The 14158-nt window shown below is 33.9% G+C and carries 14 protein-coding genes and 3 pseudogenes; 16 read left to right on the forward strand and 1 reads right to left on the reverse strand.

The window, feature by feature from the left end; translation table 11 throughout:
- The first annotated feature begins 74 nt into the window (after window positions 1-74).
- Both hemE and ABWU73_RS00010 read left to right on the forward strand, forming a co-directional pair.
- Entirely contained in the window at window positions 75-1016 is a 942-nt protein-coding gene (gene hemE, locus ABWU73_RS00005; RefSeq protein WP_410529792.1) for a uroporphyrinogen decarboxylase, read from the forward strand.
- A gap of 68 nt (window positions 1017-1084) precedes the next feature.
- A complete protein-coding gene (locus tag ABWU73_RS00010; protein WP_010082012.1) occupies window positions 1085-2278 on the forward strand; it encodes a pyridoxal phosphate-dependent aminotransferase in 1194 nt (397 codons plus the stop codon).
- Between the two features lie 45 nt (window positions 2279-2323).
- Here the strand turns inward: ABWU73_RS00010 and ABWU73_RS00015 are convergent, their stop codons facing one another.
- On the reverse strand, window positions 2324-2812 hold the full coding sequence (locus ABWU73_RS00015; RefSeq protein WP_006280043.1) for a hypothetical protein: 489 nt from the start codon (window positions 2810-2812) through the stop codon (window positions 2324-2326).
- A gap of 488 nt (window positions 2813-3300) precedes the next feature.
- On the opposite strand from ABWU73_RS00015, the gene ABWU73_RS00020 reads away from it, so the two are divergent.
- The 14 genes and pseudogenes from ABWU73_RS00020 to ABWU73_RS00085 all read left to right on the forward strand — a co-directional run bounded on the left by ABWU73_RS00020 (window position 3301) and on the right by ABWU73_RS00085 (window position 14114).
- Window positions 3301-4515, forward strand: a complete 1215-nt coding sequence (locus ABWU73_RS00020; RefSeq protein WP_264329475.1) for an MFS transporter — start codon at window positions 3301-3303, stop codon at window positions 4513-4515.
- 75 nt (window positions 4516-4590) lie between these two features.
- Window positions 4591-5820, forward strand: a complete 1230-nt coding sequence (locus tag ABWU73_RS00025) for an MFS transporter (protein WP_010962993.1) — start codon at window positions 4591-4593, stop codon at window positions 5818-5820.
- Between the two features lie 135 nt (window positions 5821-5955).
- The gene (locus tag ABWU73_RS00030; protein ID WP_010081954.1) at window positions 5956-7176 is read left to right on the forward strand and encodes an MFS transporter; all 1221 of its coding nucleotides are present in this window, start codon (window positions 5956-5958) and stop codon (window positions 7174-7176) included.
- 40 nt (window positions 7177-7216) lie between these two features.
- The gene (gene glyA / locus ABWU73_RS00035) at window positions 7217-8494 is read left to right on the forward strand and encodes a serine hydroxymethyltransferase (RefSeq protein WP_209472475.1); all 1278 of its coding nucleotides are present in this window, start codon (window positions 7217-7219) and stop codon (window positions 8492-8494) included.
- A 481-nt stretch (window positions 8495-8975) separates the two neighbouring features.
- Entirely contained in the window at window positions 8976-9149 is a 174-nt protein-coding gene (locus ABWU73_RS00040; protein ID WP_264373738.1) for a hypothetical protein, read from the forward strand.
- Entirely contained in the window at window positions 9142-9801 is a 660-nt protein-coding gene (locus ABWU73_RS00045; RefSeq protein ID WP_065094945.1) for a RadC family protein, read from the forward strand. The genes ABWU73_RS00040 and ABWU73_RS00045 overlap by 8 nt, the downstream gene beginning before the upstream one ends.
- 102 nt (window positions 9802-9903) lie before the next feature.
- Window positions 9904-10233: a helix-turn-helix domain-containing protein gene (locus ABWU73_RS00050; RefSeq protein ID WP_265017780.1), complete on the forward strand. Its 330-nt coding sequence runs from the start codon at window positions 9904-9906 to the stop codon at window positions 10231-10233.
- A gap of 22 nt (window positions 10234-10255) precedes the next feature.
- Entirely contained in the window at window positions 10256-10630 is a 375-nt protein-coding gene (locus ABWU73_RS00055) for a helix-turn-helix domain-containing protein (RefSeq protein WP_007549999.1), read from the forward strand.
- 303 nt (window positions 10631-10933) lie between these two features.
- Entirely contained in the window at window positions 10934-11065 is a 132-nt protein-coding gene (locus ABWU73_RS00060) for an ankyrin repeat domain-containing protein (RefSeq protein WP_265017781.1), read from the forward strand.
- Between the two features lie 9 nt (window positions 11066-11074).
- The gene (locus ABWU73_RS00065; RefSeq protein WP_353273299.1) at window positions 11075-11281 is read left to right on the forward strand and encodes an ankyrin repeat domain-containing protein; all 207 of its coding nucleotides are present in this window, start codon (window positions 11075-11077) and stop codon (window positions 11279-11281) included.
- A pseudogene (locus ABWU73_RS00070) lies at window positions 11281-11349 on the forward strand (hypothetical protein); the annotation flags it as partial. The gene ABWU73_RS00065 and the pseudogene ABWU73_RS00070, both read left to right, overlap by 1 nt.
- A gap of 27 nt (window positions 11350-11376) precedes the next feature.
- Window positions 11377-12209 (forward strand): annotated as a pseudogene (locus ABWU73_RS00075) (IS5-like element ISWpi1 family transposase).
- Between the two features lie 86 nt (window positions 12210-12295).
- Window positions 12296-13127 (forward strand): annotated as a pseudogene (locus ABWU73_RS00080) (IS5-like element ISWpi1 family transposase).
- 105 nt (window positions 13128-13232) lie between these two features.
- A complete protein-coding gene (locus ABWU73_RS00085) occupies window positions 13233-14114 on the forward strand; it encodes a DMT family transporter (protein WP_264373742.1) in 882 nt (293 codons plus the stop codon).
- Window positions 14115-14158: the final 44 nt, after the last annotated feature.

A 14158-nucleotide genomic window follows, 5' to 3' on the forward strand; every position in this document is an offset into this window, starting at 1 on the left:
TGGAAAGCGGCAAAACAACAATAGCGAAAATTATTAAGAGAAATGAGCCGGGTGGAAGAGTGCCTATCTGGCTAATGCGTCAGGCTGGCAGGTCTCTTCCTGAGTACCGCAAAGCAGTAGAAAATATGAATAATTTTATGGAGATATGCTACAACACAGATTTAGTGACAGAATTGACGTTACAGCCGGTGACAAGATTTGACATGGATGCGGCGATAATTTTTTCAGACATTTTAATAATAGCTGATGTTTTGGGTTGTGACGTGAATTTCGTACGCGGTGTAGGTCCAATAATAAAACCCGTGGAAAGTCCTAAGGAATTGAAGGGTCCACAAGAAATTGAAACTAAAACCTTACCAATTCTAAACGCTATAAAAAAAGTCAGAAGCCAATTACCAAAAGAAAAATCTCTCATAGGATTTGCTGGTGGACCATGGACAGTAGCCTCATACATCATAGAAGGTGGGAGCAGCAAAACTTTTTCCAAAGTATTAAATTTTTATCCTTCGTGTTTGAAGGAAATAATTGAACGAATAACGGAAGTAACGATTATTTATCTAATTAAACAGATAGAATTTGGAGCAGATGTTATTCAGCTATTTGACAGTAATGCTGGTGCGTTATCGGAACCATTGTTTAAAGAATATGTTATCGAACCAACAAAGAGAATTATCTTGGCAATAAAGGATAGATTTTCTGATTTTCCAATAATAGGTTTTCCAAGGTCTGCTGGAAATCTTTATAAAGATTACTGCGAACAAACAGGTGTATCTGCAGTAAGTATAGATTATAATGTTCCAATAAAATGGGCGAAAGCGAATCTAAACATCCCTCTACAAGGAAACCTTGATCCTAATCTTTTAGCCTATAATAAAACGGAAGCAATCAAAGAAGCAAAACGTATAATAGATTGCTTTAGAGATTTACCCTTCATATTTAATCTCGGACATGGAGTACTCCCTGATACTCCAGTTGAAAATATTGCTGCATTGGTAAACCTGGTAAAAAGCTACTAATACAATACACAAAATTCTAGCTTTTTTGTTGTACGGGGTTTATCATTTGAATTTAGCTTCAGTAAGATATGTCAGACCTTGCAAAAAGAATGTCCCTAATAAAACCATCACCTACGATTGCTGTAACTGATAAGGCAAATAAGTTGAAAAATGAAGGAAAAAAGATCTGTGTTTTAGCTGCAGGAGAACCGGATTTTGATACTCCAGATCATATAAAAAAAGCAGCTATTCAAGCAATAAGTGAAGGTAAGACTAAATATACTGCTGTTGATGGAACGCGTGAGCTGAAAGAAGCAATAATTAATAAGTTAAGAAAGGATAATAACCTCGAGTACACGCTTAACCAAATCTGTGTTGGTACAGGTGCTAAGCAGGTGTTATTCAATTTGTTCATGGCAACAATTAACTCTGGAGATGAAGTTATTATTCCAGCTCCTTATTGGGTTTCATATGTTGATATGGTAAGTCTTTTTGGCGGCTTGCCAGTTGTAGTAGAATGCAAACAAAATTTTAAACTGACAGCGGAATTATTGAAAAGCAGGATAACTAAAAAAACTAAATGGTTAATTCTTAACTCACCGAACAACCCTGCAGGAGCTGTGTACACATGTGATGAATTGAAAGACATAGCACAAATATTGCTTGAATATCCACATATGAATGTCGTTACAGACGATATTTATGAGCATATAATATACGACGAAAAGTTTTTTACTATCGCTCAGGTTGAGCCGAAGCTTTATGATAGAGTTTTTGTAGTCAATGGAGTATCAAAAGCCTATGCAATGACAGGCTGGAGAATAGGGTATATTGCAGGTAGAAGTGATGTGGTAAAAGCTATCTCTACGCTGCAGTCTCAAAGCACTTCTAATCCAAATTCGATAGCACAAGCAGCAGCAGCAGCAGCATTAAACGGTGATCATAGTTTTTTGAAAGAAAGAACAAGGATTTTTAAGAGTCGTAGAGATTTTATGGTGAAAGAGCTAAATTCTGCCCCGGGATTATCAGCGTCTGTTCCACAAGGTGCGTTTTATTTATTTGTCTCATGTGAAGGATTGCTCAGTAAAAGCACAAAAAGTGGTAAGATAATAAATAATGATTTAGATTTTACTGAATACTTACTGGGAGATCATTTGGTTGCTGTGGTTCCAGGAATTGCATTTGGTCTAGAAAATTTTATCAGAATTTCTTATGCAACCTCTCAGGAACAATTAGAAATTGGATGTGATAGTATTACTAAAGCGTGCCAGGAGTTAAAATGAAATAGACTATCCATAAGTTGTATATTTTGCCATACTTCGCCAAGGTTATTTTGAATGTTCTAACTTGTGTTTTTCTATGGAAGGCATTTTTATTGATTGAGCAAGTGTCTTTCTAATATTGAATTCCTCATTTTTTTCATTTTGTTGCAGTAAGTTAATGTTATTTATTTTATTTACTAAATCTTTCCCCTTTTCCAGAGTCTTTAAATCACTTTCGTTAATGTGATGTTCATTGTAAAATTCTGCAACAATTTCTTTTCTTTTCGGATAAGTATTTAAAAATTCCGACACCTGATGTTTAGCAACAGCTTGAATAAATTTCTTATTAAATCTTGAATCGTTATATAGATCTTCTAAATTTTCATCGTAGTGTTTTGCTTCATTTACAGCAAGCTTTATTATCTCTTCTATACCACTTAGAAGTTTCCTATACAATTTGTCGTATCTATTGCCTAGCACGTGTGTAGCGAATGTTTGTTCAATGTATTTTGTTATGTAATTTTGCAGCGTATTATCTATCGTGCTTATATTCATCAGCCTGCTTTAATATTATATTAACTATTTTACACATAAAAAGGTTAATATTGAATTAATAGAATACTTCTGAAGTCAAATTTTACTGAAAATTATGGTATTTAAGATATAATTGTCAGCATGAAATAAAAACATAAATAAAATGGATCTTGTAACAAAAGTGAAGCTCAAGATAAAGATGAATAAGGGTAAAATCATAAATATACTTATCATTTGTGGTGTAATTTTTTTCATATACCTTATTCATGAGCCAGTTGTAGATATGGTAGAAAAAATTATAAGTAAAATAAAAGGTCTCTTTTAAAAATAGAAAAAGTGAACTTTTTCCATCATCCAAACTTGAACCTGGAAAATTTAGTTAATGCATAAACTACTTATGTTGGCTATGAGTTCAACTGTATAAAATTCCGGTAAATTAAAATAAGTATTCATAAAAATATTGTTTTCTATAAACAGAGTATCTATAATGCTAGCTTTGGGGTAAAGTATTGCAGAGGAATTTTTTAATCTGGTTGTTGGCGTCACTGTTTTATGCATACCAATATATATTACGCGTAATTCCAAATATTATAATTCCTGAATTGGTAGTAAGGTTTAATATAGGAACAACAGAAATAGGACAATTTTGTGGACTGTATTATGTAGGTTATGTGTTAGCACATATTCCTGTAGGTATTCTTTTAGATAGATTTGGTTCTAAAGTTGTTATACCGATTTGTATTGCATTAACATCTTTAGGTGCTTTACCTTTAGTCAGTTCTAATGATTGGAGTTATTCTATTATTGGAAGAATAATTACTGGTATTGGATCCTCTGCTTCAGTACTTGGACTCTTTAAAATAATAAGAATCTATTACCATAGAGAAAAATTTGCCATGATGTTCAGCATATCGGTTATTATTGGCATTTCAGGTGGTGTATTTGCCACCAAACCATTACATGTCTTACTTGATAAGTTTGGGTGGGATTATTTATTTACTGTGTGTATAATGCTTGGATTATTGCTTGCTTTAACTACCTTTATATCTATACCTAAAGTTGGCACCTCAGACGAAGAATTAAATATTAAAAATTTAAGCAAAGTTATATTTAATAAAGATATTTTATTGATAGGTTTGTTTGGCGGTTTTATGGTTGGACCATTAGAAGGCTTTGCAGATACGTGGTCCGCAACATTCTTGCATGAGATGTACGCTATAGATAGACACATTGCATATAGCATTTCAAAATGGATACTAATAGGCTTTGGCTTTGGGCATTTATTACTTCCTTACATATTAGCAAAAAATCCAACCAAGCACTATGAAATAATAATTTCTTGTGCTATGGCCATGATAATTGTGTTCTTATTACTTTTTATATGCAATATTAGTGAACTCCTGGCATGTATATTACTATTCATTATTGGTCTTGCTTCTGCATACCAAATTGTTTTTACTGCTAAAGTTGTAAGTTGTGTAAAAAACGAAGCAGTAGCAAGTGCAGGATCTGTAGGTAATTCCATAGTTATGAGTTTTGGTTATTTTTTTCACGTCATTATTGCAAATATAATGAATTTTTATTGGAACGGTGAAATTATCGATGGAAAGCCATTTTATGGAACTGATGTAATGGTTAAGTCTATGTTAATAATACCTATATGCCTACTAATAGGAATGATAGGCTTTTGGTTACTTAAAGTTATAAGCTGTAAAAAGAGCTAAGCAGATTTAGATGATTAATATAGTATTGTTTTTTATAACTAAAGTATCTATAATCCTAAATTTTAGCTGAGATTCATGTTGCAGAGGAATTTTTTAATCTGGTTGTTGACGTCACTGTTTTATGCATACCAATATATATTACGCGTAATTCCAAACATAATTGCGCCTGAATTAATAACAAAATTTAACATAAGTATTGCAGATGTTGGCCAGTTTGGTGGGTTATACTATGTAGGCTATACGCTAGCTCATATACCTATTGGTCTTTTCCTTGATAGATTTGGACCAAAGTTTGTTTTACCTGCTTGTACCGTTTTGACATTTACCGGAACACTACCGCTTATATGCTTTGATGAGTGGAGTTATTCAATAATTGGAAGAATAATTGTGGGAATTGGGTCATCCGCTTCGGCAATTGGAATCTTTAAAGTTGCAAGCATGTATTTTGCGCAAGAAAAATCAGCAAGAATGGCCAGCTTATCTATAATTATAGGAATTTTGGGAGGGATATGTGGCGGGTTACCTTTAGACTTCTTACTCGATAAATTTGGCTGGAATTATGTTATCTATACATTCTCAGCATTTGGGTGTTTACTTGCTCTGTTGCTGTTCTTAGTAACGCCTGAAAGCAATGCTCAACAGGAAAAAGTTAGCATTAGAGACTTAAAAAACATACTTTTCAACAAGCATATTATTCTAATTAGCTTTTTTGGTGGACTCATGGTCGGTCCAATGCAAGGTTTTGCCGATGGTTGGGTGAAAGCATTCTTTTTTGAAGTATATAAAATGAATGAAGACTTGGCATCTTCTCTCTCTTCCGTAATATTGATAGGAATGTTAACAGGATCATTCTCTTTGGCTTATTTATTGGAAAAATATAAAAATAAGCATTATGAAGTAATAATTGCATGCTCATTTGCAATGATCGCTAGTTTTCTTTTGCTTTTTACTCAGATTGGTGGCTTGTATGTTGTATTACCTACGCTTTTTATTATTGGCTTCACATCTGGATATCAGGTGGTTACCATTTACAAAGCGATAAGTTATGTAAATAATAACTTAGTAGGCCTGGCTACAGCTGTGTCAAACATGATAGTTATGGTTTTTGGCTATTTTTTTCACACTGGGATCGCAAAAATAGTAGATTTGTGTTGGGATAGAACAATAATACAAGGAAATCCTGTGTATGGTGCTGAATTGCTGATAAAAGCAACATCAGTTATTCCTGTATGTTTGCTGGTGGCTGTTTTTGGGCTCTTATGGTTAAAAAATAAAGATTTTAGAGAAGTTGATTGTAATAAGTAGATAATTTATCGAAGGCTCGTATGATAAAATCGTTAGATGTACTAATTTAAGGCTCTTGTTATTATGAAATATAATACTTTATTTTACTTTGATATTTTTGTTTTAATTGTAATTGGGTTTTATTAGGTGGTAGGTATGTCGAAAAGTAATTTTTTTGTATGGTTGATAGTATCTCTTTTCTATGCATACCAGTATGTGTTACGTGTCATGCCAAACATAATTGCGCCTGTATTAATAACAAAATTTAATATAAGCATTGCAGATTTAGGGCAATTTAATGGTCTCTACTATGTGGGATTTACACTAGTTCATATCCCTGTTGGTCTTTGTTTTGATAGATTCGGTCCAAAAATTGTTTTACCTATTTGTGCTGTCTTGGTATCTATTGGAACATTACCTCTTGTGTGCTTTGATGAGTGGTATTATTCAGTATTAGGTAGAATAATTGTTGGGATTGGCTCGTCTGCGTCAGTAATAGGAGTATTTAAAGTTGCCAGTATGTATTTTCCGCGAGAAAAATCAGCAAAAATGGCAAGCATATCTGTTATTATAGGGCTATTAGGGGCAATATATGGTGGTCTACCAATAGAACTTTTGCTTGATGAGTTTGGTTGGAATTACGTAATTTATATTCTTTCAGGGTTTGGTTTCTTACTCGCTTTATCTTTATTTTTAGTTATTCCTTACAATGCTTACGACTTTCGAAAAGAAAAAATTAGCATGAAGGATCTAAAAACTGTGCTTTTCAATAAATATATCATTCTAATTAGTTTTTTTGGTGGCTTAATGGTAGGTCCACTAGAAGGTTTTGCTGATGCTTGGACAAAAGCTTTTTTATGTGAGGTATATCAAATGGCCGGTGATCTAGCGTCTTCAATTTCTTCTGTTATATATGTAGGATTTGCAGCTGGATTGCTCTCTTTTGCTCACATATTAGAAAAATATCCAAATAGACATTATGAAGTTATTATTGTCTGTTCCTTTGCAATGATTGCTAGTTTCCTTTTACTTTTTACACAGGCTGGCGGATTGTATATTGTATTGCCTGCACTTCTTGTTATAGGTTTCGCTTCTGGATATCAAATAGTAACACTGTACAAAGCATTAAGTTATGTAAATAATAACTTAATAGGATTAACTACAGCTGTGTCAAATATGATAGTCATGGTTTTTGGCTATTTTTTTCACACTGGGATCGCAAAAATAATAGATTTGTGTTGGGATAGGACAGTGATACAAGGAAATCCTGTGTATAGTGCTGAATTGCTGATAAAAGCAACATCTATTATTCCTGTATGTTTGCTGATAGCTGTTTTTGGGCTCTTATGGTTAAAAAAGCAGGATAAGCAGTCTTAAAATTGCTTGTGCATCTTAAAATTAAAGCGAGGTTTGATCTATGATGAGTGTTTTAAAAAAAATCTGTGGCTCTAAAAATAGTTTAAAGTCTTTTGATAACGAGGTTTATCAGTCTATAGAAAAAGAATTACAACGCCAAAAATCACAATTGCAATTAATTGCATCAGAAAATTTTGCAAGCAAAGCGGTAATGGAGGCACAAGGCTCTTTTCTGACTAATAAATACGCAGAAGGTTATCCAGGTAAAAGATATTACTGTGGTTGTGAGCATGTGGACAAAATTGAAAGTCTGGCTATAGAAAGACTTTGTAAGTTGTTTGGTGTTAAATTTGCAAACGTTCAACCTCATTCTGGTTCTCAGGCAAACCAGGCGGTATTTGCTTCACTGCTTACTCCAGGCGATACAATACTTGGATTATCACTGAGTTGCGGTGGGCATCTAACTCATGGTGCGGCACCAAGCCTTTCTGGTAAATGGTTTAAGTCAATTCAATATACAGTGAATAAAGACACTTACTTGCTGGATATGGATGAGATAGAAAAGCTGGCGCTGGAGCATAAACCGAAATTGATCATAGCTGGTGCTTCTGCTTATCCAAGAAAAATGGACTTCAAACGCTTTCGCGAGATTGCAGATAAAGTTGGTGCTTATTTGCTTGCAGACATTGCTCACTATGCAGGGCTTATTGCAGCGGGCGAATATCCATCCCCTGCTGAATATGCACATGTTATGACTTCCACGACTCACAAAACTTTGCGTGGTCCTCGTGGTGGAATAGTGATGACCAATGATGAAGCATTACACAAAAAAATTCAATCCGCAGTTTTTCCAGGATTGCAGGGCGGGCCACTTATGCATGTGATAGCTGCAAAAGCTGTTGCATTTAAAGAAGCATTAGCACCAGAGTTTAAGACTTATAGCAAGAAAGTCGTGGAAAATGCGAAAGTGCTGGCTCAAGAATTGCAAAAGCATGGACTTGACATTATAACCGGTGGCACTGACTCTCATATAGTGCTAGTTGACTTAAGATCGCAGAAATTAACTGGAAAAGACGTTGTAGATAGCCTTGAGAGAGCCGGTATTACCTGTAATAAAAACTCTGTACCATTTGATACAGCAAAGCCGACCATCACTTCAGGGCTCCGTTTTGGCACCGCTGCTGAGACAACACGCGGACTTGAGGCAGAAAATTTTAAAGAGATAGCTGGTCTAATAAATGAAGTAATTCAAGGATTAATCAGCGGAAATAGCTCAAGTGTCGAAAAAGCAGTAAAAGCTAAAGTTGAAAGGATTTGTAGTAATTTTCCTATTTATTAATTTATGTGGTGTCATCCAAGTAGCTGGTAGAAACGAAAAAACTTACTTGACACCCTTCGCCAGCCCTCTTATCATGAAACTGAAGGTATTCATTTATCTTCAATCTGTGCAGATTAAACGACAACAGTATTACGTAATTGGCGTCTTATTTTTAATTTTTTGCACTATGCGCACCCTACGTCTTCACAACATTTCTGGGTTTTTACCTATATAAGCTGAAACGCGCTTATAAAGCGTTTAAGACAGTATAGCACGCCAATTTGCAGGATTAGAGAGTGACAACTAGCTAATACGGGATTTCTTTTGCCTTTTTTTCTGCTTAGTAAATTTCTTAAACATTTAAACTAAGATGAGTTGCATTTAAAAGCAGCTAAATTGCAGTGTTTAAGACTTAAAAAACGCCAATACTGAAAATAGACAATGACTGGGGCTTCTTTTGCCTTTTTTTCGTTTGGTAAATTTCTTAATGTTTGTAGCTAACATGAACAAACATTTGAGAGTAACTTCTGCTAGTAGGGTGTCATCCCAGTGCCCAAGCAACAAGGACAACATTGCAAATTTAGAGTTCAAAAGGGTTATTCCTCGAGAACTACTGCGTCAGAAAGCTGGCGCTGAATTTGTATATAATGTTGATCTTGGAGGTTTTTATGAATAATAGTGAGAGAAAAGAGAAATTAGAAACTCGTATTCTATCAAGTAGAGGTAGGTCTTTACTTGACCATGAGCTACTGGAACGTAATCTATCTGCGTGTGCAGAAGGAAGAGAAGTCGCTAAAAGGCTAATGGAGCTCTTTAGTAGTTTAGGAAGGGTAATTAATGCTGATTTTTATGAGCTAAAAAATGTTACAGGAATGAACGATGGAGCAATAGCAAGTATCTTTTGTCTGAAAGAGATTTTTGATAGGATACTGAAAGGTAAGTTAAAAAAATTGTCAATTCTTGATAATAGAGAAGAGCTACTAAAATACTTTAAAGCAGCAATAGGGCAGTCACGAAAGGAAAGCTTACGAGTAATATACTTAGATCGAAGTGATCATTTAATATATGAGTATATTCAAGACTGTGGAACTATAGACAGAGTACCTCTGTATGTCAGGGAAATAATAAAACAGGGATTACTGATTGATGCAGCATCTGTTGCAATTTCACACAATCATCCAAGTGGAGATATAGAACCTTCAAAGGAGGATGAGGATAACACACTTACATTAGCTGCAACCTGTGAAAATGTAGGAATGAAATTAATAGATCATATAATCGTAACACAGAAAAGCCACTTTAGTTTTTATGACAGTGGTTTATTGTAATCTGTAGACCGGAAGGAAAGTTCTCCAACTTTCCTTCTTTTTTTCACTTTATAAATTAAAAAATTCAATATAAGCTTGAACAGCTAAAATTAGTAATGAAAGGTGGAATTAGGCAAAAAAATAAAAGAGCTTAGGTTATACTGTGGTTTGACACAAACTGAATTAGGAAAAAGAATAGGTGTTTCATATAGACAGATACAAAGGTACGAAAATGGTTCAAATTGCATTTTAGCTAGTAGACTATATGACTTAGCAAAAGCCCTATCGATTGATGTTGCTGATTTTTTTACTGATGTGCATGACGACTCACATGAAGCTTATGATGAGGAGATATTAAAATTAGTTAAAGGATACAATGAAATTAAGAGCAAAAGGTTACGTAGTGTAGTTTATATATTGGTAAAATCTTTTTCTCAAAGTGATAATACATAGTTAATATTATCTGATACGTAAAATGACTATACAACATCCTATCGATAAACAAATAGGGGAAAGAATAAGGAAAAGAAGGCTAATGTGTGGTTTTAGTCAAAGAGACTTAGGAAAAAAGCTTGAAATTTCATTTCAGCATGTACAAGGATATGAAAGCGGAGAGATTAGGCTTGTAGTTGATAGGTTATATAAATTAGCAGAAGTACTATCGGTTGATATGTCGTATTTTTTTACCAAAGCCTCTGAAGATTTACATGATAAGGCCTTCCATAGCGATGTAGGCAGCGAAGAAATATCAAGGCTAGTGAGGGAATATAGAAAAATTGAGGATGAAACTCTGCGTGACATTGTTCATTTAGTGATTAAGGCTCTTGCTAATACAGGCTTTAAAGCATAAATTCTCTCCTTGAATCGTTGAAGAAAACTTAAACTTTCATTTTCTTCATCATTTTGCTTTTGATTTTCTTTCACTTTGATGCGTGTAGTTATACCCTACACAAAGTATAATGTTTTAAAAATAAAAACCTGCACCATAAAATATTGAGATTTAGAATATTAACTTATAAAGTCTTTTCGGCAGTTTTAGTGAGGGTTTATTAGCAAGGATGTTGGAGGTTAGAAATGACTATATCTGAAGGTGTAATACAGGGTATAAGGCATAATGATAAGAACGAGATAGGGGAATGATTTTTTGGTCAAGATGGCTTTGCATCATCCAGCTAAGTTTGATAGCTTAGAAGTAACAAAATTTTTAGTAAATAATAAAGGTGTAAGTTTTAACACTAAAACTAATGACGAAAACAAGCCTATTCATATTGCAGCTGATTTTTGAAATATTGATATTGTAAAGTTTTCTCTTAATCAGGGAGTAGAAGTTGGTACAAAAGGTAAAAACAATTGGACTCCTTTGCATTATGCTACCAATAAAGGATATCTAGGAATTGTAAAGCTTCTAATAGAAAAGCAACAACAAGAATCATTTATTAATAATTCTAAAACTACAGATCAGTCTACTATGCTGCCAAGGAAGGACATTTACCATCTGTAGAATTTCTCATAGAAAAAGGAGCAAGAATTGATATTAGAGGTTGTCCGGAAACAAGTAAAAGGCTATAATATCTGAAATTTTAGTACGGGGTAAAGATGAGAAAAAAGTATCCAACAGATCTAAGCGAAAGGGAATGGGCAAGAATAGAAAAACACTTCAGAGTATCATACAAGAAAGGAGGAAGGCCGCCAAAGTATAGCAAAAGAGAAATATTAGAAGCAATTTTCTATGTATTGCGTACAGGGTGTTAATGGCGGTATTTACCAAATGATTTTCCGCTATGGAAGACTGTGTATGAGCAGTTCAGGCAATGGAAGAAGCAGGGAATTTTTGAGAAAATGAATTATGAAATTACAAAATATAGTAGAAGAAAAATAGGAAGGAATGAGCAGCCGAGTGCCTGTATAGTAGATAGTCAATCTGTAAAGACTACAGAAAAGGGGGGATCAAAGGCTATGATGGAAGTAAAAAAGTAAAGGGTAGAAAAAGGCATATAATTACAGACACTCAGGGTTTTATACTAGGTTGTTACGTAGGCGCTGCTAACGAAAATGATAGAGATGGTATTAAAATAGCATTAAACAATATGAGAACAAAATATACTAAAGTTAAAAAAATGTGGGCTGACATGGGATACCAAGGAAGAAATTTAAAGAATCACATAAAGGAAGAATATGACATAGATATTGAAATTGTTAAAAGGCCTCCATGTAGATTTTGGGTGCACAAAGATACGCCACCTGAGCTACTACCAACAAGAGAACAAGGGTTTAAAGTACAGCCAAGAAGATGGGTTGTAGAAAGGACTTTTGCTTGGGTTAATAGGAATAGAAGGCTATCGAAGGAGTATGATTTACTCACAACATCCACTGAGAATTTCATATACCTAGCTATGAGTAGGGTTATGTTAAAGAGGGAATATGCTTGAATTTACTTGTTTCCGGACAACCTCTTAGAGGTTGTCCGGAAACAAGTAAAAGGCTATAATATCTGAAATTTTAGTACGGGGTAAAGATGAGAAAAAAGTATCCAACAGATCTAAGCGAAAGGGAATGGGCAAGAATAGAAAAACACTTCAGAGTATCATACAAGAAAGGAGGAAGGCCGCCAAAGTATAGCAAAAGAGAAATATTAGAAGCAATTTTCTATGTATTGCGTACAGGGTGTCAATGGCGGTATTTACCAAATGATTTTCCGCTATGGAAGACTGTGTATGAGCAGTTCAGGCAATGGAAGAAGCAGGGAATTTTTGAGAAAATGAATTATGAAATTACAAAATATAGTAGAAGAAAAATAGGAAGGAATGAGCAGCCGAGTGCCTGTATAGTAGATAGTCAATCTGTAAAGACTACAGAAAAGGGGGGATCAAAGGCTATGATGGAAGTAAAAAAGTAAAGGGTAGAAAAAGGCATATAATTACAGACACTCAGGGTTTTATACTAGGTTGTTACGTAGGCGCTGCTAACGAAAATGATAGAGATGGTATTAAAATAGCATTAAACAATATGAGAACAAAATATACTAAAGTTAAAAAAATGTGGGCTGACATGGGATACCAAGGAAGAAATTTAAAGAATCACATAAAGGAAGAATATGACATAGATATTGAAATTGTTAAAAGGCCCCATGTAGATTTTGGGTGCACAAAGATACGCCACCTGAGCTACTACCAACAAGAGAACAAGGGTTTAAAGTACAGCCAAGAAGATGGGTTGTAGAAAGGACTTTTGCTTGGGTTGATAGGAATAGAAGGCTATCGAAGGAGTATGATTTACTCACAACATCCACTGAGAATTTCATATACCTAGCTATAAGTAGGGTTATGTTAAAGAGGGAATATGCTTGAATTTACTAGTTTCCGGACAACCTCTTATTAGTTTTGTAGTAAAATTATATGAGTACATCATATCTATTAAATCAGAAGCTTTATGGATTATAGACTGAGAGTTATTTGTTTGGGGTTATCTGGTTTATACTTAGCTTATTTAGTAGTGTAGCTAATGATACTATATCAAAATATCTAAGTTTACATCTTCAGAGTTTTGAAATAATTTTTTTCCGCTTTCTGTTTACCACTATTACCCTTGTACCTTTTATGTTTTACTATGGAATAGAAGCTTTTAAAACAAGTCAAATATCTATTCAAATAACTAGAGGTGCATTATTGTTTTGTGGAACGGTCTTATGGACCTATGGATTGAGTACTTTCCCCATAGTAACTGCAACGATTATAAGTTTTTCTGTACCATTATTTGTTATACTTCTTGCAATCCCTTTACTAAACGAAAATATAATTTGGCAAAGATGGATAGTAACTATTATTGGTTTTGTTGGTATTGCTATTACTATCAAAGCTCATAGTGAAGACTTTAATCCTAAAATTCTTATTTTTATTGTATCTGCATTAATCTTTGCTATATTAGACATACTTAATAAGAAACTTGTGATAAAAGAGTCAGTAATAAGTATGTTATTTTATTCAGCTCTAACGACAACTATTTTTTCTACTCCACCTTTGTTATTTTATTGGCATATGCCTTCCTTGTTGGAATTAGTATTACTGCTGATTCTGGGAATTAATTCAAATCTAATTTTGCTCTTTATCTTAAAAGCTTTTACTCTTACTGATGCTACTGCACTTGCACCTTATAGGTACATAGAGCTAATAATTTCTGCAATAGTAACATACGTTATATTTAATGAATTACCTGATAAAAGTGCTTTATATGGTACTTTGATATTAATATCTTCAACCTTATTTATAATTTATTCGGAAAGTAAGGCAATTAAGCAAAATAATGTAACAACAAAAGTTTATGACTCTCATTGTTAATGGTATTTATTTTAGATGCTAAGCTATATTTTTAAGGTGATAAT

This window comes from Wolbachia endosymbiont (group A) of Andrena helvola (assembly GCF_964028415.1).
Classification (GTDB): domain Bacteria; phylum Pseudomonadota; class Alphaproteobacteria; order Rickettsiales; family Anaplasmataceae; genus Wolbachia; species Wolbachia pipientis.